The 20175-nt window shown below is 70.3% G+C and carries 17 protein-coding genes and 1 tRNA gene; 13 read left to right on the top strand and 5 right to left on the bottom strand.

The window, feature by feature from the left end:
* Positions 1-69: 69 nt before the first annotated feature.
* Together tkt and serB are read right to left on the bottom strand one after the other, a co-directional pair.
* Positions 70-2196: a transketolase gene (gene tkt / locus BCY76_RS01110; RefSeq protein WP_237089892.1), complete on the bottom strand. Its 2127-nt coding sequence runs from the start codon at positions 2194-2196 to the stop codon at positions 70-72.
* Between the two features lie 323 nt (positions 2197-2519).
* Positions 2520-3572, bottom strand: a complete 1053-nt coding sequence (serB, locus tag BCY76_RS01105; protein WP_237089891.1) for a phosphoserine phosphatase SerB — start codon at positions 3570-3572, stop codon at positions 2520-2522.
* A 39-nt stretch (positions 3573-3611) separates the two neighbouring features.
* Here serB and BCY76_RS01100 point away from each other — a divergent pair, with 39 nt between their 5' ends.
* From BCY76_RS01100 to BCY76_RS01090, 3 genes are read left to right on the top strand one after another with little or no spacing between them, the layout of a single operon-like run.
* On the top strand, positions 3612-4400 hold the full coding sequence (locus tag BCY76_RS01100; RefSeq protein WP_085437062.1) for an ABC transporter ATP-binding protein: 789 nt from the start codon (positions 3612-3614) through the stop codon (positions 4398-4400).
* A 7-nt stretch (positions 4401-4407) separates the two neighbouring features.
* Positions 4408-5250 (top strand): sulfite exporter TauE/SafE family protein, encoded by an 843-nt coding sequence (locus BCY76_RS01095; protein WP_085437066.1) that lies wholly within the window; start codon positions 4408-4410, stop codon positions 5248-5250.
* Positions 5247-6122 (top strand): TrmH family RNA methyltransferase, encoded by an 876-nt coding sequence (locus tag BCY76_RS01090; protein WP_083277274.1) that lies wholly within the window; start codon positions 5247-5249, stop codon positions 6120-6122. Before BCY76_RS01095 ends, BCY76_RS01090 begins: the two co-directional genes overlap by 4 nt.
* Positions 6123-6220: 98 nt before the next feature.
* On the opposite strand, the gene BCY76_RS01085 is transcribed toward BCY76_RS01090, so the two are convergent.
* Positions 6221-6898 carry a Type 1 glutamine amidotransferase-like domain-containing protein gene (locus BCY76_RS01085; RefSeq protein ID WP_070158777.1) on the bottom strand — a complete coding sequence of 226 codons (678 nt, stop codon included), beginning with the start codon at positions 6896-6898 and terminating at the stop codon, positions 6221-6223.
* Positions 6899-7033: 135 nt separating this feature from the next.
* Between BCY76_RS01085 and BCY76_RS01080 the strand changes: the two genes are divergently transcribed.
* From BCY76_RS01080 to BCY76_RS01060, 5 genes are all read left to right on the top strand, one after another.
* A complete protein-coding gene (locus BCY76_RS01080) occupies positions 7034-7870 on the top strand; it encodes an NAD-dependent epimerase/dehydratase family protein (RefSeq protein ID WP_070158796.1) in 837 nt (278 codons plus the stop codon).
* Positions 7867-9216 carry a flavin monoamine oxidase family protein gene (locus BCY76_RS01075; protein ID WP_070158778.1) on the top strand — a complete coding sequence of 450 codons (1350 nt, stop codon included), beginning with the start codon at positions 7867-7869 and terminating at the stop codon, positions 9214-9216. The genes BCY76_RS01080 and BCY76_RS01075 overlap by 4 nt, the downstream gene beginning before the upstream one ends.
* 139 nt (positions 9217-9355) lie before the next feature.
* The gene (locus tag BCY76_RS01070) at positions 9356-9613 is read left to right on the top strand and encodes a type B 50S ribosomal protein L31 (protein ID WP_070158779.1); all 258 of its coding nucleotides are present in this window, start codon (positions 9356-9358) and stop codon (positions 9611-9613) included.
* A 269-nt stretch (positions 9614-9882) separates the two neighbouring features.
* Positions 9883-11109, top strand: a complete 1227-nt coding sequence (locus tag BCY76_RS01065; protein WP_237089890.1) for a lipoate--protein ligase family protein — start codon at positions 9883-9885, stop codon at positions 11107-11109.
* A tRNA-Leu gene (locus tag BCY76_RS01060) sits at positions 11092-11178 on the top strand. Before BCY76_RS01065 ends, BCY76_RS01060 begins: the two co-directional genes overlap by 18 nt.
* A gap of 221 nt (positions 11179-11399) precedes the next feature.
* On the opposite strand, the gene BCY76_RS01055 is transcribed toward BCY76_RS01060, so the two are convergent.
* Positions 11400-14444, bottom strand: coding sequence for an AfsR/SARP family transcriptional regulator (locus BCY76_RS01055; RefSeq protein WP_070158780.1), 3045 nt, complete (start codon positions 14442-14444; stop codon positions 11400-11402).
* A 90-nt stretch (positions 14445-14534) separates the two neighbouring features.
* Between BCY76_RS01055 and BCY76_RS01050 the strand changes: the two genes are divergently transcribed.
* Both BCY76_RS01050 and BCY76_RS01045 read left to right on the top strand, forming a co-directional pair.
* Positions 14535-15854, top strand: coding sequence for a M20/M25/M40 family metallo-hydrolase (locus tag BCY76_RS01050; protein WP_070158781.1), 1320 nt, complete (start codon positions 14535-14537; stop codon positions 15852-15854).
* A gap of 17 nt (positions 15855-15871) precedes the next feature.
* Complete coding sequence (locus BCY76_RS01045) at positions 15872-17053, top strand: acyl-CoA dehydrogenase family protein (RefSeq protein WP_139827549.1); 1182 nt, start codon at positions 15872-15874, stop codon at positions 17051-17053.
* A 24-nt stretch (positions 17054-17077) separates the two neighbouring features.
* Here the strand turns inward: BCY76_RS01045 and BCY76_RS01040 are convergent, their stop codons facing one another.
* Positions 17078-17329, bottom strand: coding sequence for a DUF5703 family protein (locus tag BCY76_RS01040; RefSeq protein WP_237089889.1), 252 nt, complete (start codon positions 17327-17329; stop codon positions 17078-17080).
* Between the two features lie 182 nt (positions 17330-17511).
* Here BCY76_RS01040 and BCY76_RS17905 point away from each other — a divergent pair, with 182 nt between their 5' ends.
* The 3 genes from BCY76_RS17905 (at position 17512) to mshC (ending at position 20164) form a co-directional block, all read left to right on the top strand.
* On the top strand, positions 17512-17847 hold the full coding sequence (locus BCY76_RS17905; protein ID WP_070158782.1) for a primosomal protein: 336 nt from the start codon (positions 17512-17514) through the stop codon (positions 17845-17847).
* A gap of 102 nt (positions 17848-17949) precedes the next feature.
* A complete protein-coding gene (locus BCY76_RS01030) occupies positions 17950-18777 on the top strand; it encodes an undecaprenyl-diphosphate phosphatase (protein WP_070158783.1) in 828 nt (275 codons plus the stop codon).
* A gap of 94 nt (positions 18778-18871) precedes the next feature.
* The gene (gene mshC, locus BCY76_RS01025) at positions 18872-20164 is read left to right on the top strand and encodes a cysteine--1-D-myo-inosityl 2-amino-2-deoxy-alpha-D-glucopyranoside ligase (RefSeq protein WP_070158784.1); all 1293 of its coding nucleotides are present in this window, start codon (positions 18872-18874) and stop codon (positions 20162-20164) included.
* Positions 20165-20175: the final 11 nt, after the last annotated feature.

The following is a 20175-nucleotide window of genomic DNA, read 5'->3' as shown; positions in this document are numbered from 1 at the left end:
GGTATGTCTCCTGATGACATGTCAGCGGGCGACGGCGTCGCCCTGGGGGTCGGAACTGCGGGGCGGCGGTCAGCGCGCGGCCGCGACGGACTCCTCGGCGGCCGCGGAGACGGCCTCGGTGGTGATGCCGAACTCGCGGTACAGGGTCTGATAGTCGGCGGAGGCGCCGAAGTGGTCGAGGCCGACCACGCGGCCGGCGTCGCCGACGAGCCGGTGCCAGCTCATCGGGTGCGCCGCCTCCACCGCCACACGGGCCTTCACCGAGGAGGGCAGGACCTGCTCCCGGTACGCGCCGTCCTGCTCGGCGAACCACTCCAGGCAGGGAGCGGAGACCACACGGGCGGCGACGCCCTTGGCGGCCAGCTGCTCGCGAGCCTCCACGGCCAGCTGCACCTCGGACCCCGTGCCGATCAGGATCACATCGGGGGTGACGGCCTGGCCATCCCTGACGGCCTCGGCGAGCACGTAGGCACCCCGGGCGGCCCCCTCGACCGAGCCGAAGGACTCCGCGGTCGCCGCACCCTCCCCGCGCTCGTAGGTGGGGATGCCCTGACGCGTCAGCGCCAGGCCGGCCGGACGGTCCCCGCGGCGCAGCACCTCGCGCCAGGCGACGACGACCTCGTTCGGGTCACCGGGACGGACCACGTCGAGTCCCGGGATCGCCCGCAGGGAGGCGAGCTGCTCCACCGGCTGGTGGGTCGGGCCGTCCTCACCGAGGCCGATGGAGTCGTGGGTCCACACGAAGATGGAGCCGATCCCCATCAGCGCCGCCAGGCGGATCGCCGGACGCTGATAGTCGGAGAAGATGAGGAAGGTGCCGTTGTAGGTGCGCAGCGGCGTCGAGAGCTGGATGCCGTTGGTGATGGCCGCTGCGGCGTGCTCCCGGACGCCGAAGTGCAGGTTCCGGCCGTAGGGGTTGCCGGAGAACTTCGAGGTGGATCGCTCCTCCGGAACGAAGGAGGGGGAGGCCGCGATCAGCGTGTTGTTGGACCCAGCCAGGTCTGCGGAGCCGCCCCAGAGCTCGGGCAGCACGTCGCCGACGGCGTTGAGGACCTTGCCGGAGGCGGCGCGGGTGGCCACGGCCTCGCCGGCCGGGAACTCGGGGAGGCTCTCCTCCCAGCCCTCGGGCAGCTCGCCGGCGGTCAGGCGGTCCAGCAGCGCGGCGGCCTCGGGGTTGGCTGACGCCAGGCCTGGTAGGACTGGTCCCACTCGGCGTGGGCGGCGGCCCCGCGGTCCACCACCTGGCGGGCGTGGGCCGAGGACCTCGTCGTCGACGCCGAAGTGTGCCTCGGGGTCGACGCCGAGGACCGTCTTCAGCGCGGCCAGCTCGTCGCCGCCGAGCTTGGCGCCGTGGATGCCGCCGGTGTTCTGCTTGGTGGGGGCCGGCCAGCCGATGATGGTGCGCAGGCTGATCAGCGAGGGCTTGTCGGTGGTCGCCTTCGCCTCGGCGATGGCACGCTCGAGCTCGGCCACGTCCTCGACGTAGTCGCCGGTCTTCAGCCAGTCGACCCGCTGGACGTGCCAGCCGTAGGCCTCGTAGCGGGCCGAGACGTCCTCGGTGAAGGCGATGTCCGTGTCGTCCTCGATGGAGATCTTGTTGTCGTCGTAGATGACGACGAGGTTGCCCAGCTGCTGGTGGCCTGCGAGCGAGGAGGCCTCGGAGGTGACGCCCTCCTGCAGGTCGCCGTCGGAGGCGATGACCCACACGGTGTGGTCGAAGGGGCTCTCGCCCGGAGCGGCGTCGGGGTCCAGCAGACCCCGCATGCGGCGCTGGCCGTAGGCGAAGCCGACGGCGGAGGCGAGCCCCTGGCCCAGCGGGCCGGTGGTGATCTCCACACCGTCGGTGTGGCCGTACTCGGGGTGCCCCGGGGTCAGCGAGTCCCAGGTGCGCAGGGCCTTGATGTCGTCCAGCTCCAGGCCGTAGCCGGAGAAGAACAGCTGGAGGTAGAGAGTCAGCGACGTGTGCCCCGGAGAGAGGATGAACCGGTCACGACCGATCCAGGTGGGATCCTTCGGGTCATGCCTCATGACCTTCTGGAAGAGCAGATAGGCGGCGGGAGCCAGCGACATGGCCGTACCGGGGTGGCCGGAGCCGACCTTCTCGACGGCGTCGGCGGCCAGCACGCGCAGGGTGTCGACGGCCCGCTCGTCGAGATCGCTGAAGACGGCGGAGTCGTTCACGGCTGTTTCGGTCACTGAGGTTCCTCCAAGGTTTTGACGGATGACAACGAGGCTGCACATCGTCGTGCCGCGCGTGTCCAGACTACCGGGGTCGAGCATATGTGTCTCGCATCATGTGGGGATTGCCGTTTGCTCACGCGAGCGCATGGGTGAGGTGAGAAGGGGTGGGTGGGTGCTCCGATCGCGCGTCTGGCCAGGCGAGACGAGGACTTCCGCGGATTCTCGGGAATCTCCACGGGGGTGAGGGCAATGGGAATGCGGTTTCCGATTTCTTCGCCAGGGGGCGTCATCGGAGGGAACATGCTCAGATGAGCGGCGCACATGAGCGTGCAGAAGGGTCAGTCGAGACCGAGCGCGAGGGACACCAGCTCCAGGGAGCGGTGTCGGATCACCAGGTCGGACTGCTCCGCCAGGGCAGGCTTGGCGCAGAAGGCGACGCCGACGCCGGCGGCGGCGACCATGTCCAGGTCGTTGGCGCCGTCGCCCACGGCCACCACGGAGGAGGCGTCGACGCCGTCCTCGGCGGCCCAGCGGAGCAGACGGTCCCGCTTCGCCGCACGATCCACCACGGCGCCGGCTACACGACCGGTCAGGCGGCCGGCCTCGATCTCCAAGGTGTTGGCGTCGGCGCGGTCCAGGCCCAGCCGATGCGCCAGGGGGTCCAGGACCTGGACGAATCCTCCGGAGACCGCGCAGGCCGTCCAGCCGCGACGCTGGAATCCGGAGATGAGCCGTTCGGCGCCGCAGGTGGGGGAGACCGCGTCGACAGTGGAGTCGATGACCGACAGCGGCAGGTCCTGGAGCGCGGCGACCCGCTCGTGGAGCGAGGCCGCGAAGTCCAGCTCTCCGCGCATCGCCCGCTCCGTGACCTGGGCGACCTCCTGCTCACGGCCGGCATGCCGGGCGAGCAGCTCGATGACCTCCTGGTCGATGAGGGTGGAGTCCACGTCCATGAGCAGCATCCGCGGACCCGGCGGGCGCATGGCCGCCGGAAGGACGGTGGTGGTCACCGCGGCCGCGCCGTCGAGGCCCTCCTCGCCGAGGCCCTCGGCCTCCAGCAGGTCACCGATGCGGTCCGCGACGTCCTGCAGCAGGGCGATCAGCAGCTGCGTGCCGTACGAGTCGTCGGCGTCATCCAACGTCACCGACCAGCGGGCCACCTCGACCTCGCCGTCACCGGCGGCGTCCCGCACGGCCACCGTGCGGGACTCGACGCTGTGCACGGCCCCGCGGCGCTCCAGCTCCGCAGTGAGCGAGCGCAGCAGCGGCACGTCGAGGCGCCGGGCGGCGATCATCGCGACGGTGCCGGGCGGCAGATCCGGAGAGGCGGGAGCCTCGGTGGAAGGTGCTGACGAGGGGCTGGGAGACACGCGGCCGGAGGAAGCAGTCATAGTGCGACCAGGGTATCGGGCTTCGATAGTCTGGGGCTCATGAGTCTTGTCCTCGACATCCAGGGCGTCAGTGTGCGCCGCGGCCGGAAGCATCTGCTCGACGACGTCACGTGGACCGTGGGAGAGGACGAGCGCTGGGTGGTGCTCGGCCCCAACGGTGCGGGCAAGACCACTCTGCTGCAGATCGCCGCGGCGCGTCTCCACCCCACCCAGGGGCAGGTGGGCATCCTGGACGAGCGTCTCGGTGCGGTCGACGTCTTTGAGCTGCGGCCGCGCATCGGCCTGTGCTCCAACGCCCTGGCCTCCACGATGCCGACCCGGGAGAAGGCCCTGGACATGGTCGTCACCGCCGCCTACGGGGTGACGGGCCGCTGGCGCGAGGAGTACGAGCGCCTGGACGAGCGCCGCGCCTTCGAGCTGCTCAACACCTGGGGAGTGGGCACCGTCTTCGACCGCCCCTTCGCCACGCTGAGCGAGGGGGAGCGCAAGAGGGTGCAGATCGCCCGGGCACTGATGACCGACCCGGAGCTGCTGCTGCTCGACGAGCCGGGAGCAGGGCTGGACCTCGCCGGGCGGGAGTCGCTGGTGCACCGCACCGCCGAGCTCGTGGCCTCCGAGGATGCTCCCACCACGGTGCTGGTCACCCATCACCTGGAGGAGATCCCTCCGGGCTTCACCCACGTGCTGCTGCTCCGCGACGGCCGGTCGGTCGCCCAAGGGCCGATCGACGAGGTGCTGACCTCGGAGAACCTGTCGACCACCTTCGACATGCCGCTGGAGCTCCACACCCGCAACGGGCGCTTCTCGGCGTTCGCCGACTCCCGCTGACGTGGGCGTGGACATCTTCGGGCTGGGCCTGGACCAGGTCCTGATCATCGCGCTGGCCGCCGTCTGGGCCGGGGCGATCAACACCGTCGTCGGCTCCGGGACACTGGTGACCTTCCCCGTGCTGGTGGCCATGGGCTTTCCCCCGGTGACGGCGACGATCTCCAACGCCATGGGGCTCATCGCCGGGAACATCACCGGCACCTGGGGCTATCGACGGGAGATCGCCCAGGTCGGTGGGACGCTGCTGCGTCTGGTGCCGGTCTCGCTGCTCGGTGGCGTGGTCGGTGCCCTGCTGCTGCTGACCCTGCCCGAGGAGGTCTTCGAGACCGTCGCCCCGGCGCTCATCGTGGTCGCGCTGTTCTTCGTGATCTTCCAGCCGCGGCTGCAGCGATGGGTCCGGGCCCGCAAGACCGCCGAACAGGAGCGCCGCACCGAGATCGCCGTGCAGAACGGGGAGGCTCCGCCGCCTGAGCGGCCCGAGGTGGGCTCGCTGCTGATCGCCCTGGTGTTCTTCGCCGGCGTCTATGGCGGGTACTTCGTCGCGGCCCAGGGCGTGCTGCTGGTCGGCATCCTGGGGGTCTTCCTGGCCGCGACCCTGCAGCAGGCCAACGCGGTCAAGAACGCCCTGGTCCTCACCGTGAACCTCACCGCCGCGGTGAGCTACCTGTTCCTGGCCATCGACCGGATCGAGTGGATCGTGGTCGCGATCATCGCCGTGGGCTCCACCATCGGCGGCTTCGCCGGAGCCTGGGTCGGGCGGCGGATGAAGCCGCTGGTGCTGCGGCTGGTGATCGTCACCCTGGGCGTGGTGGCCCTGGTCGTCATGATCCGCAACCTGCTGGGCGCATGAGCGGCGGCGTCTCCGGGCTCGAGCGCGACGCTGTGGCGTCGGTCCCCAATCCGATCGTGGTGCTGGACTCCGCCGATGATCCGCGGGCCACGGACTACCGGTCCCTGACCGACGCGGCGCTGCGGCGCCGCCAGGACATCGCCCACGGAATGTACATGGCGGAGTCCAGCCAGGTGGTGCGCCGGGCGGTCGACGCCGGGCACCGGCCACGGTCCTTCTTCATGGAGCACCGTCACTTGGCCGGTCTCGCCGACGTCGTCGCCCGCTGGCCGCAGGCGCCCGTGTACCTGGGGGAGCAGCAGGTCCTGCAGGACATCACCGGATTCCATCTGCACCGTGGCGCGCTCGCAGCGATGCATCGGCCGGCCGAGCTGCGTCTGGACGAGGTGCTGGACGGCATCGATGCGGATCAGAAGGACGCGCGCCTGCGAGTCGGCATCCTGGAGGATCTGACCGACCACACGAACGTCGGGGCCGTGTTCCGCTCGGCGGCGGCGCTGGGCGTGGATGCGGTGCTGCTCTCCCCGGCGTGTGCCGACCCGCTGTACCGGCGGGCGATCCGGGTCTCGATGGGGGCGGTGTTCCAGATGCCGTGGACCCGGGTCCACCCGTGGCCGGACGGCCTGGCGTCCCTGCAGGCCGCCGGCTTCGTGGTGGCCGGACTCTCGCTGGGGGAGGGCTCGGTGCCGCTGGACGACCTGGTGGCTCAGGACCACAGTCGGCTCGCCCTGGTGCTGGGCAATGAGGGAGACGGGCTGCGGGAGGAGACCGAGCGGCGTCTGGACGCGCGGGTGACGATCCCCATGATGCGCGGCGTGGACTCCCTCAACGTGGCCGCCGCCTCCGCCGTGGCGTTCTATTCGACCCGGTGACCCGCTGTTCGACCCGGTGATCCGCTGTTCGACCCGGTGACGTGCGCGGCGCGGAGGCGTCGTGGTCAGACTGTGGTCGGACTGTGGTGAGACTGCGGTCAGACTGCGCCGAGGCGCAGCCACCGTCCCTCGGAGACGACGTCGACGTCGCCGTCCACCACGCGGATCGCGGTGTCGTCATCGATCGCGTAGGCCCCTCCCGTGAGAGTCTCGGCCCATTCCGCGGCCTTCTCTGCCGTCTGATGGTCCCATCCCGGGTAGTCCAGATGGGGGAAGAGGGAGAAGTCCACGAACCCGAGCGTCTGATCGTCGCCGCGCGGCTCGGGCCAGGTCACGAAGCGCTCGCCGATCCGCGGCGTCATCACCATGCTGCCCGCACTCATCCCCACCCAGACGGTCTCTGACAGCTCGGGCAGGACCTCGGCGAGCCCGGAGGTCCTCATCCAGTGGCACAGGTACATCGTGTCACCGCCGGCGGCCAGCAGGACATCGGCCTCCTGGACCCAGCCCAGCCAGCGCTCACGGGCGATGCTGGGCAGCGCCGTCAGCTCCAGGACGCCGACGGAGCCCCACCGTGCGTCGATGAGACCTCGGCCCGCCGGACCCTGTCCGGCGATGCCCTGCCAGGTCATCTGCGGCGTGCACGACGGATGGCCATGCATCGCAGTGGGGATGTACAGCGCCCGGCTCTCGTCGGTCGGTCGGCCTAGCACGTCGGTGAGCGCGGACCGGATGGTCGCGTTGGTGATGCCTCCGGAGGTCAGCAGCAGCTTCATCAGGTCCTCCAGGGTCTCTCAGGGGATGGCTCCGTGATCTGATCCTGCCAGAGGGCACGGCGGCGGGGGAGTGCTGGACGTCCGCGCTCCGGCTCACAGGCTCATGGGTCCATGACCTGTGCCACACTGGTGCGCATGCGCATCGCACTGACAGGGTCCTCAGGCAAGCTCGGATCTGTGGTGGCCCGCGAGCTCCGTGCCGCAGGCCACCGGGTGGTCGGGCTCGATCGCGTCGGTGAGCGCGATCCTGACTTCGTCCAGATCGACCTGATGAACTACGGCGAGGTCGTCGACGCCCTGACCTCCGTCAACGACACACACGACGGAGTGGACGCGCTGGTGCACCTCGGCGCCATCCCCGCTCCGGGGCTCGCGCCCGACGTCGCCACCTTCCACAACAACATGCTCGCCACGTTCAACGTGTTCTGGGCGGCGACGAAGCTGGGGATCACGCGCATCGTGCATGCGTCCAGTGAGACCGTGCTGGGCCTGCCGTTCGACGTGCCCCCGCCCTACATCCCGGTGGACGAGGAGTACCCGGCGCGCCCCGAGTCGGTCTACTCGCTGGTGAAGCACCTCGAGGAGCAGATGGCGATCGAGCTCGTCCGGTGGAATCCGCAGGTGTCCATCACGGCCCTGCGCTTCTCCAACGTGATGTGGCCCGAGGACTACGCCGCGTTCCCCTTCGATGAGGATCCGCGGCAGCGCAAGTGGAACCTGTGGAGCTACATCGACGCCCGTGACGGCGCGCAGGCCGTCGAGAGAGCGTTGCAGTCCGCACCTGCCGGCTTCGACCGTTTCATCATCGCCGCCGCGGACACCGTCACCACGCGCAGCAACGCCGACCTCGTGGCCGACGTGTTCCCCGACGTGCCGATCCGCGGCGACCTCGGTGAGCACGACACGATGCTCTCCATCGCCAAGGCACGCCGTCTGCTCGGCTTCGAGCCACGGCACACCTGGCGCCCATGACCCGTGGCGACACGATCGTCGTCGGGGCCGGCGTCGCCGGTCTCACCGCAGCCCGGCTGCTCGCCCGGGCCGGACGGTCCGTCATCGTGCTCGAGGCCCGGGACCGCATCGGTGGGCGGGTGCACACCGCCCACGGGCTCGACCTCGGGGCCAGCTGGATCCACGGGGTGGACGACAACCCGGTGGCCGCGGCCGCGGCGGCACTCGGCATGCCGATGATTGAGTTCACGGTGGGCGGGTACCAGGTGGACGGCCGCCCGATCGCGTACTTCGGGCCCGACGGCGCGCGTCTGCCGGTCGAGGAGGTGCGGGCCTTCGCGGCGGACGTGCATGCGATCGACCGGGAGCTCCTGCCGTTGATCGAATCCTCCGGCCCGGCCGACTCGTACCACGACGTCACCGAGGCCGCCCTCGCTGCCCAGGCGTGGCCCCCTGATCGCGCCCAGAGGGTCCGCGAGCATCTCGCGCACCGCAGCGAGGAGCAGTACGGCGTCGGGATCGAGGAGCTCGCCGCGCACGGACTCGACGACGATGAGATCATCGGCGACGAGGTGATCTTCCCCCGCGGCTATGCCGCGCTGCCGGCGCATCTCGCCTCCGGACTCGACGTCCGCCTGAAGCACCCGGTCTCGCGGCTCGTCTGGGGCGGCGACGGCGTCGTCGCCGAGACCGACCGGGGCAGGTTCGCCGCGGACGCCGCGGTCCTGACCGTTCCTGTCGGTGTGCTGAGGTCCGACCTGCTCCGGGTGGAGCCCCCGCTGCCCGAGCCGGTCTCCACAGCCCTCGGGCGCCTGGAGATGAACGCCTTCGAGAAGATCATCCTGCGCTTCCCGCACCGGTTCTGGGACGAGGAGGCCTATGCCCTGCGACAGCTGGGACCCGCAGGGCACTGGTGGCACTCCTGGTATGACCTCACCCGGCTGGACGGCGTGCCCACCCTGCTGACCTTCGCCGCCGGACCGGCCGCGCAGGCCATCCGCTCCTGGAGCGAGGAGGAGGTCGCCGAGTCCGTGCTGAATCAGCTGCGACGGCTGCATCCGGACGTCCCCGCTCCCACCGAGGTGCACGTCACCCAATGGAGCGAGGATCCGTTCGCCCAAGGGTCCTACGCCTATCTGCCGGTCGGGTCCCGACCGGAGGACCATGACACCCTCGCGACTCCGGTCGGCGGTGTGCTGCACCTCGCCGGCGAGGCGACCTGGAGCGATGATCCAGCGACCGTCACCGCGGCCCTGTGCTCCGGTCACCGCGCGGCCGAGAACGTGCTGGGCCGCCCGATCCCGATCTGCGAGACGTGGGCGGGCGCGGGCGGCGGGGCCGCCGCAGAGCAGGGGACGGGGGCCTGAGGGTGCCCGGAAGAATCGGGCCAGGGGAGTTGGGTCGGCGGACCGGTCTGGGATAGCATGGTGTGCTGGTCCGCAGAGGGCCCCCTGATCCACGAGCTTCTGGCAAAATCCAGCGGCAGACACGAAGGACATCCGAACCATGAAGTCTGACATCCACCCCACCTACGGGCCGGTCATCTTCCACGACCTCTCCTCCGGCGAGAAGGTCCTGACCCGCTCGACGGCCACCTCCGAGAAGACCATGGAGTGGGAGGACGGCAACACCTACCCGGTCATCGACGTCGAGATCTCCGCGGCCTCGCACCCGTTCTACACCGGCAAGCAGCGGATCATGGACTCCGCCGGTCGCGTGGACAAGTTCAACAAGCGCTTCAAGGGCTTCGGCGGCAGCAAGTGACATGGCGCCGCCGCCCCTGACGATCCGTCGGGGGCAGCACGGACGAGGGCCGCGGCATCTGCCGCGGCCCTCGTCGTGTCTGCGGGCGCACGACCGGCCCGTGCACCGTCGCAGGCCCCTCAGGAGTGCTGTCTCGTGCACCGGCTGTGCCCAGCGTCAGTAGGATGGAGGCCGTGACGAGCGAACAGCAGAGCAGCGCAGGTCAGGCATCCGCAGGTCAGGCGTCTGGAGGTCCGGCGTCCAGTGTCCCTGCGCCGGCGGCAGGCCCGGTGGATCCCACCGCGTCCACCACCCGGCACGGAGAGTACAAGGTCGTCGGCGGCAAGCTGGTGGTGGTCGATCTGACGGTCGACGAGGAGGCCGGGCGCATCGCCGCGGCCTCGGTCAACGGTGACTTCTTCCTGGAGCCCGACGAGGCGCTCGAGGACCTGAACCGCTCGCTGGTCGGGCTCGACGTCGGCTCGACCCGTGAGACCATCGCCCGCGCCGTGGAGGCCGGGCTGCCCGTGGATGCGCAGATGGTCGGATTCGACGCCGACGCGGTCGGCGTCGCGGTCCGGCGGGCGCTCGGGCACGCCACCACCTGGACCGACCACGAGTGGGAGATCCTGCCGCCGGTGGCGCTGCCGATCGCGGTCAACGTGGCTCTGGATCAGGTCCTCACCGAGGAGGTCGGACGCGGTGCCCGCCCGCCGCTGCTGCGGCTGTGGGACTGGAACGAACGTGCCGTGGTCATCGGCTCCTTCCAGTCGCTGGCCAATGAGGTCGACGCCGAAGCGGCCCGCGCCACGGAGACCACCGTGGTGCGTCGCATCTCCGGAGGCGGCGCGATGTTCATGGAGCCCGGCAACTGCGTGACCTATTCCCTGTGCTTCCCGCAGTCCCTGGTCGACGGCATGAGCTTCGCGGACTCCTATCCGTTCCTGGACTCCTGGGTCATGGAGGCGCTGCGAGAGATCGGCGTGGAGGCAGCCTACAAGCCGCTCAACGACATCGTGTCCGCCGCCGAGGGCGAGGGACAGGGGCGGAAGATCGGCGGGGCCGCTCAGAAGCGTCTCGCCAACGGTGGGATGCTGCACCACGTCACCATGAGCTATGACATCGACGCGGCGAAGATGCTCCAGGTCCTGCGCATCGGCCGGGAGAAGATCTCCGACAAGGGCATCGCCTCGGCGGTCAAGCGGGTGGACCCGCTGCGCAGCCAGACAGGACGCAGCCGCCTGGAGATCTTCGAGACGTTCATGGAGGTCTTCGGCCGCCGCTACGGCGCGCGCACCGCGGAGATCCGTGAGCACGAACTGGCTCGCGCGCATCAGCTCGTGGACGAGAAGTTCAGCACCGAGGCATGGACGGCGCGAGTGCCTGATCGGCTCGGCCCGCACACCGCGGCTCCCAGTGAGAGGCAGGTCACTCGATTGGTGGAGCGCCTGGAGGCCGTGCTAGAGTCTCATGTCGTTGCCGCAAGGCATTCACCCCCTGCGCGGGTGGCGGAATAGGTAGACGCGCTAGCTTGAGGTGCTAGTCCTCTATTAATGAGGGTGCGGGTTCAAGTCCCGCTCCGCGCACGACTCGAGACCCCGGTCTGATCAGGCGAGATCCTGACCAGACCGGGGTCTTTCGTCATCCAGGCCAGCGGCCCGTCCTCGGCGTGACCGGTGGCTCACAGGGAGGTGGTCAGACGCCGCGGCACCAGCGATCAGCAGGTCGACCGGCGTCACGTCCCGGCCGTCGTGGGAATCCCTGGACGCATGCCTCGACCTCGCGCGGCGCGTCCCCCGACCCCCGCTCAGCCGGCGGAGAGCATCCGGCGCAGGTCCGCGGTGTCCTGGTGGTCCACTGCCTCGCAGATCCGTAGTCCCGCTGCGAGGTGCGCCTCGGCCTCGGTGACCCGGCCGGTGAGACGGCACGTCTCGGACAGCCCGCGGTGGGCCCGCAGCCCCTCCTCCCAGGCGACGCCGGCGTGTTCCAGGGCGGCCCGGTGGTGCTCCTCGGACGCGGTGAGTCGGCCCAGGTCACGGAACACCTCCGCCAGACCGTTGTGAGCGGTGGCGAGGCCCAGAGACACCTGGTGGGCCTCGGCGAGATCGAGTGCGTCGCGGATCTGCCGCACCGCTTCCTCGGTCCGGCCCTGCTGCCACAGGGCGGTCCCGCGCCAGGCCAACGTGGCAGAGGCCTTGGGCCACCTGCCGAGCCGCTGGGACAGCTCCAGCGCCTCCTCGGCGGCGTGCAGTGCGCCCTGGGGATCGCGCCGTGCCACCTGCACCGCGGTCATCTCGTTCTGGGGGCCCAGACGGTACCGGGGTCGGTCGGCGGGCTCGGCCTGCTCGGCGAGGGCCAATGCCTCCTGGAGGAGGGGCATCGCCAGATGGGATCTCCCGGTCCACCGGCGCATGGTGGCCAGGTTCGTCAGCGGGTGGATCACCGTCGGGAGCTTCAGCCGGCGGTAGATGCCGATGGACTCCTGGAGATGATGCACCGCCTTCCCCAGGTCGCGCTCTGCGGCATAGGCGCCGGCGAGGAAGTTTCGGGAGGCTGCGGACCTCTCGTCGTCCTCGATCCGCTCGGCGATCTCCAGGGAGGCCCGCAGGTGCTCCCGCGCCACGGATGGCAGCCCGCGGCGCAGCGCCAGGATGCCCAGGTTGTGCTGGGCCGTATCCTCCCCGGAGGGGCTCCCCTGGGCCTGGGCGGCGCGCAGCGCGGCCCGGTGCAGGCGTTCCATCTCATCGTGACGATGATGCTCGTCCAGGTGACGACGCAGCAGGGCGGAGAGCTGCGGCGCGAAGTCCAGGGGGCCGTGCGCGGCCGCACGTTCGGCGGTGGCCAGCAGCGTCTCGAGGGTGCAGTCCAGCCAGCGCGCAGCCGAGGCGCGATCGTCGAAGAGCGGAGCCACCGTGCGGGGATCCTGATGATCGACCGGAGTGACCATCGCCTGCGCTGACCGGGCGGTCCTGAGCTGCTGCTCGCAGTACGCGGCGAACGCCTCGCCGAGGGGTCGGCCCCCGTCCTGGACTGCTGCGAGTTCGCGGGCATAGTCGCGGACCAGGTCGTGGAGCATCAGCCGCCGCGGTGGCAGCCTGTCGACCAGATGTGCGCGCACCAGCGAGTCCACCGCACGGGCGGCGGCTCGCCGTTCCAACCCCGTGACGACGCGGACGCTCCGCAGGTCATGGCTGTGCCCCGGCAGATCGCCCAGACGGCGCAGCACCAGGTGCGCATCGTCGTCGAGCCGGTGGACCGACCGGGCGAGGACCTCCCGCAATGACCCGCTGCCGGAACGGCGGGAGAGTGCGCCCAGGCGGCCGTCGGGCGCGCGCAGTTCCGCGAGGAGGTCCTGCAGCCGGTCTGCTGCCTGATCACGGACGAGGTCAGCGGCGAGCCGCACGGCCAGTGGGATGCCGCCGCACGCCTCGGCGACCTCCGTCAAGGTGTCCGGTGAGAGGGCGGCCGCGTCGCCGCCGAGCTCCTCGGTGAGGAGATGCCGCGACTCGGCCGTCGGCAGGGGCCTCACGGGCACGCGGAGAGCGCCGTCGGTGACGGCGAGTCCGGACAACGCATCTCTGCTGGTGATCACCACCTGACAGTGGTCCGTGCCGGGGAGCAGGGGACGGACCTGATCTGCCGTCGCCGCGTCGTCGAGCAGGATCAGCATCCGACGTCCCGCGACCCTGGACCTGAACATGGCGGCCCGTTCTGCCGTCGACTCGGGCAGCTCCCTGGAGTCCAGGCCCAACGCACGGAGAAACCCGCCGAGCACGCGTTCCGGGGGCAGCGGAGCGTCCGGGCCGAAGCCGCCCAGTGCGGCGTAGAGCTGACCGTCAGGGAAGGCGTTCACTGCTGTGTGCGCCCAGTGCAGGGCCAGGGTCGTCTTCCCGACTCCGCCGACGCCGGTGAAGGCGATGACCCCTGCCCGTGAACGGACGGCGTGATCCACCAGAGCCAACTCGTCCGTCCTGCCGCAGAGCCGGGCCGGGGGACCCGGCAGCTCCGAAGGCCTGCTGACCTGCTGGACCTGCACGTGCGCCTCGGGCGGGTCGGCGACGCCGTCGGCGGCTCCGGAAACAGCCTCTCCGGCCTGATGCGGCGCAGGGGCGACGCCGCTGAGGTCCCGGCCGTCGAGCACATCCTGTTCCAGGCGGCGCAGGCGGACGCCGGGCTCCACGCCGAGCTCCTCGGCCAGGGTGCGCCGGGCCTTCCGGTAGGTGGCCAGCGCATCGGCGCGGCGGCCCGTCAGCGCCTGCCCGAGCATCTGGATCTCATAGAGGCGTTCCCGCAGCGGATGCTCCCGCAGCAGCGCCGGGAGCTCCGCCGTCACCGCGTCGGTGCGCCCGCGCACGATCTCCGTGTGGTGCAGATCCTCCAGAGCGCAGAGCCGCAGCTCCTCCAGGCGCTCCGCCTCCCCGGTCAGCAGCGGATGGTCCAGCCCCTGGTAGGGGCGTCCCGTCCACAGGTCCAGGGAGGTGCGCAGCAGGTCCACGGCACGGGCCGGATCTGAGGCCATCACCTGGTGGGCCTCCCGCATGAGCCGACGGAAACGGTCCGAGTCCAGGTCGCAGCCCTGCGCCGCAAGGCAATAGCTTCCGCCTTCCGCCGTGATGGCGACGCCTGGGCCCAGCGCGCGCCGCAGGCGGTGCACATGGGTCTGCAGGCGGTGGGTGGTTCGGGAGTCGGTGAGTCCGCCCCACAGCGCATCGATGATCTCGTCCACGGACACCGGCCGGCCGGCGTGGACGAGCAGCAGCCCCAGGAGCAGCCCCTGCAGGCCGGTCGGCGTCCAGGAGGGGCCGTCGGGCCGACGCACCTGCACGGGCCCCAGGACGTCGAACACCACCACCGGAGATCTCCACCTCACGAGCCGACCATCGGGATGACAGCACCATACCTTCTGTCGGACGCACGACGACGCGGGCGATAAGGTGGTGCCATGACTGACGCACTCGACCCCGCAGCCCTCGCTGAGCAGGACGTCGTCGACTTCTGCCGGGACCTGATCCGCCTCGACACGACCAACTGGGGCAACGGCCGCTCCAACGGGGAGCGGGCGGCCGCCGAGTACTGCGCCGAGATCATGCGGCGTGCAGGACTCGAGCCGCAGATCTTCGAGTCGGCGCCGGGTCGGGCCTCCGTGGTGGCGCGACTGGCCGGGACCGACCCTGAGGCCGGGGCCCTCGTCGTCCACGGCCACCTCGACGTCGTCCCCGCCCAGGCGGAGGACTGGCAGGTGGACCCCTTCGCCGCCGAGGTCGTCGACGGCATGATCTGGGGCCGCGGCGCGGTCGACATGAAGGACATGGACGCCATGATCCTGGCCGCCATGCTCCGCATGCACCGCGAGGGCCACCGGCCCGTGCGGGACATCATCTTCGCCTTCTTCGCCGACGAAGAGGACAACGGCACCTACGGAGCCGGATGGCTGGTGGAGAACCACCCGGAGATCTTCGCCGGCGCCACCGAGGCGATCAGCGAGGTCGGCGGGTTCTCCACCGAGATCGCCGGCACCCGGGCCTACCTCATCCAGACCGGAGAGAAGGGTCTCCACTGGACGAAGATGATCGCCTCCGGCACCGCCGGACACGGTTCGGCCGTCCAGCACGACAACCCCGTGGTCACCCTGGGGGAGGCGGTGGCCCGCATCGGCGCCCACGAATGGCCGATCGAGTACACCAAGACGACCCGGGCGCTGATGGAGCAGCTCTCCGAGCTCACCGGCATCCCCTTCGACGAGGAGGACCCCTCGGCGCTGCTGGAGGCCACCGGCAGCACGGCCAAGTTCATCGCCGCCACGCTCCAGAACACCTCCAACCCCACAGCCCTCGACGCCGGCTACAAGCACAACGTCGTGCCTGGGACGGCCGAGGCCCTCGTGGACGCCAGGACCCTGCCCGAGCAGGACGAGAAGGTCGCGGCGACGCTGCAGGAGCTGGCCGGAGAGAAGGTGCGGTTCGAGCTGCAGAAGGGCGGGCCCTCCCTGGAGGTCCCGTTCTCCGGGGCGCTGGTGGAGGACATGGTCGCCTCCCTGCGCGCCGAGGACCCCGACGGCGTCGTGCTGCCCTACATGCTGGGCGGCGGCACCGACAACAAGCATCTCTCGGCACTGGGCATCGCCGGCTACGGCTTCGCGCCGCTGCAGCTGCCGGCCGAGCTCGACTTCACCGGCATGTTCCACGGAGTCGATGAACGGGTGCCGGTGGACTCGCTGATCTTCGGCGTCCGGGTCCTGCACCGGTTCCTCGCCGCGCAGTGAGGGCACAGGACATGACGATGGCCACCCACCCCGACGCCGCCGTGCGTGACCGCGTCGCGGCCGTCCTGACCCCCGAGCTGCTGGCACGGATCCACGAGCGCGCCGCCGGCTACGACGAGCGCAACGAGTTCTGCCACGAAGACCTTGCGGAGCTCATGGACGTCGGATACCTCCGCGCTCTGGTGCCCGAAGCCGACGGGGGCCTCGGCTGGGACCTGCCCACGCTGGTCGCCGCTCAACGGCTGCTGGCCGCGCATGCGCCGGCCACAGCGCTCGCGGTCAACATGCATCATGTCTGGGTCGCCGTGGCCCGGCAGATGACCGCGAGCGGCCATGAGGAGTTCCACCCGGTGCTCCGGGAGTCGGCAGCAGGGGAGATCTTCGCCTTCGGGATCTCGGAACCGGGCAACGACGCGGTGCTCTTCGACTCAGCGACCGAGGCCCGGGTGGACCAGGACGGCGCAGTGAGCTTCACCGGCACGAAGATCTTCACCACGCTGGCGCCCGTGTGGACTCGCCTGGGGCTGTTCGGCAGAGACGTCGAGGGCGGTGATGCGCCGTTGATCTTCGGCTTCCTCGAGCGGGAGGCGCCGGGCTGGCGGAGCCTGGACGACTGGGACACCCTCGGCATGCGGGCCACGCAGTCCCAGACCACGGTCCTGGAAGGTGCCCGGGTGCCCGCACACAGGATCGTGCGGCGTCTTCCCGAGGGGCCGAACCGGGATCCGCTGGTGTTCGCGATCTTCTCGTCCTTCCTGGGGCTGCTCTCGGCGGTGTACACAGGGCTGGGGGACCGTGCTCTGCAGCTGGCCGCCCGACTGGCGGAGGACCGGAGGAGCCGCATCACGGGGGAGTCGCTGAGCCAGGACCCGGACATCCGATACCGGCTGGCCGAGGCCCAGCTGCAGCAGCTGGGGTTGGACGCTCAGCTGCGTCAGCTCTCCCGCGAGATCGAGGACAGGGTCGAGCATGGTGACCTGTGGTTCCCGCGGCTGGTGGCTCTGCGCACCACGGCGACCCGTACGGCTCGAGCGGCGGTGGACGCCGCGCTCCACGTCAGCGGCGGAGGCCAGTATCGCCGGGAGAGCGAGCTGAGTCGGCTGTATCGTGACGTGCTGGCGGGGGTGCACCATCCGTCAAACGACGAGTCCGCGCATCGGACGCTGGCGACGTCGTTGCTGGGGCCCCTCGACGGCTGACCCGCCGGTGTCCGCGCCGCGGCCTCAGAGTGTGGCCCGGACCTTCATGATGCGGCGCCGCAGCCAGTACTTCCGGACGCCGCCGGTGTAGATGCGGCTGCGCCGCAGCTCCCACTTGCCGTACTCGGCGTGGTCCGCCAGGCGCCGCCGGACCTCCTTCAGAGACTCCCGGGGCTGGCAGGTGATCACCAGGTACTCCCAGTTCGGGCCAGAGGCGTTGTCGGTGGTGTAGCGGGCGGCTGCGGGGGACGGGATCGCGGAGAACTGCTGAGACATTCCGGCCGATCACGCTCGCTCTCTGATGTGCGACTGAAGGCGATGTCAGCGCGGCATCGCCTCTGCGATTGAGTGCACCTTAGCACCTGGTCACATCCGTGTCGTCAAGGGTGTGCCGATCATGTCCCGAATCTCTCCGAGAGGTCTTACCGAAACCCTCGGGCGTTGGTACCGTGTGGGCTATGAACATGGATCCCCGCGTCGCACTGAGCACGCTGACGAACGCTCTCGAAGAGCATCTCTCTGCTTCACTCAACCGCCGCGGCGAGGAGGACCCGGCGGTGGAGTCGGCCTTCTACGGGGTGGCCGACGCCTTCGAGGCTTATGAGGACGCCCTCTTCGCGGCCACCGGGGAGGTCACGCCCCTGGACCTCTATGACGAGGACGATGACTCCGACGACGTTCTGGACGAGGACGACGAGGACGATGACCTCGAGGAGTCGCTCGACGACGATGACGACGATGAGGACGACGACTTCGACGACGAGGGCGGACCCGACGACGAGCCTCGGCAGTAGCCCGACCGGGGGCACGTCCCGAGGCGGTTCGCGCGGGGCCGTGGGGGATCTCACCCGACGTCGTGGTCAGGCAGGACGCCCAGGATGATCTAAGCTCAGCCTGTGCAGTGGATAGAAGCGATCATCCTGGGGCTGGTCCAGGGCCTCACCGAGTTCCTCCCGGTGTCCTCGTCGGCACATCTGCGCATCGTGGGGGAGTTCCTCCCCGGCGCGGCCGATCCCGGGGCGGCTTTCACCGCGATCACTCAGCTGGGCACCGAGACCGCGGTGCTCGTGTACTTCTGGCGCGACATCGTGCGCATCCTGCGGGCGTGGTTCGCCGCGCTGGCCGGACGGCTCTCCCACCGCGACCCCGACGTCCGGATGGGGTGGCTCATCATCGTGGGCACCATCCCGATCGTGGTGCTCGGGCTGCTCTTCGAAGAGCTGATCGACACCACCTTCCGCACGCTGTGGCTGGTCGCCACCATGCTGATCGTCTTCGGCGTGCTGCTGGCTGTGGCGGACGCCTACGGCCGACAGCGCAAACCGCTGGCTGAGCTCTCCATCCGCGACGGTGTGCTCTTCGGCTTCGCGCAGGCGCTGGCACTGATCCCGGGCGTGTCCCGCTCCGGCGGTACGATCACCGCCGGGCTGCTCATGGGCTACACCCGTGAGGCCGCCGCCCGCTACTCCTTCCTGCTGGCCGTGCCCGCGGTCTTCGGCTCGGGGCTGTACAAGCTCGTCGGGTCCCTCGGCGAGCAGCAGGGCCCGTACTCGATGGCGCAGACGATGGTCTCCACCGTGGTCGGGTTCTTCGTGGCCTATGTGATCATCGGGTGGTTCCTGCGCTACGTGTCCACGAACTCGTACACGCTGTTCGTCAACTACCGCATCATCGTGGGGCTGATCGTCTTCGTGCTGCTGGGCCTGGGCATCATCCACGCCTGACCCGTGATCGTCGGCATGCCCAGGGCGGAAATACCCTGGCCAGAGCCGACGTTGTCCACTGACCGGACTGCCCGTGCAGAAAGGACCCCGCCGCGTGAAACCCTGGACCTCCCCGGCCGTGCCGACCCTCCCACCGCTGCCGGAGGCCCTGCAGCTGCACGACACCGCCGGTGGCGCCGCCGTCGACGTCGTCGCGCGGGACGGGATCGGGTCGCTCTACGTCTGCGGGATCACCCCGTACGACGCCACACATCTGGGACATGCGAACACCTACGTCCAGTTCGACCTGCTGGTCCGCTATTGGCGGGCCTGCGGACTGGACGTGCGGTACGTGCAGAACGTCACCGACATCGACGACCCGCTGCTGGAGCGAGCCCGGGACACCGGCGTGGACTGGCAGGCGCTGGCCGAGGAGCAGACCGAGCTCTTCCGCACCGACATGGAGGCCCTCGACGTCGTCGCCCCGGACGTCTACCTGGGCGCCGTGGAGTCCATTCCCGACGTCGTCGCCGACGTCGAATCGCTGGTGGCCCTCGGCGTGGGGTACCCCGTCGTCGTCCCGGCCGAGGAGCTGCCTGCCGGAGTGGACCATGGCGAGGACGTCTACTTCGACATCGCCGCGGCGGAGGCTCGCACCGACTGGCGCCTCGGCAGCATCGGCGCCTATGACCGCGCCACCATGGAGCAGCTCTTCCCGACGCGCGGCGGGGATCCGCAGCGGGCCGGGAAGCGCGATCCTCTGGATCCGCTGCTGTGGCGTGCCCGCCGGCGGGACGAGCCGTGGTGGGAGGGTGGTTCGCTCGGCGACGGTCGTCCCGGCTGGCACATCGAGTGCTCGGTGATCGCGAGGCGTCATCTCCCGGCCCCGTTCACGGTCCAGGGAGGAGGGTCGGACCTGCGCTTCCCGCACCACGAGTTCTCCGCGGCCCATGCCACGGCGGCCGACGGCGTCCCCCTGGCCGAGACCTATGTGCACACCGGCATGGTGGGCCTGGACGGCGAGAAGATGTCCAAGTCGCGCGGGAACCTGGTGCTCGTCTCGAAGCTCCGGGAGCGGGGGGTGGATCCGCGGCTGATCCGCATCGCGCTGCTGGGCCAGCACTGGCGCCATGATTGGAGCTGGACCGAGGAGCACCTCGAGCAGGCCCGTGCCCGGCTCACCCGCTGGGAGGAGGCGCTGCGCCGTGCTCCCGCCGTGCATGAGGGTCCGGCGGACACCGCAGAAGACCTGCAGTATGCCCTGCATGCGGCACTGTCGCTGAACCTCAACGGCCCTGCCGCGCTCGACCAGCTCGACCAGTGGGCTGCCGGGCACATCGCCGGCGGCACCGGGCAGGACCGGGTGCGCGCCGTCGTCGAGTCGATGCTGGGCATCCGACTCGGCTGACGCGGGAGCCG

Origin of the sequence: Nesterenkonia sp. PF2B19 (genome assembly GCF_001758425.2) — a bacterium.
In the GTDB taxonomy this organism is placed as follows: Bacteria; Actinomycetota; Actinomycetes; order Actinomycetales; family Micrococcaceae; genus Nesterenkonia; species Nesterenkonia aethiopica.
Note: the sequence above shows the minus strand (reverse complement) of the source record. Positions and strands in the feature narration are given on the sequence as shown.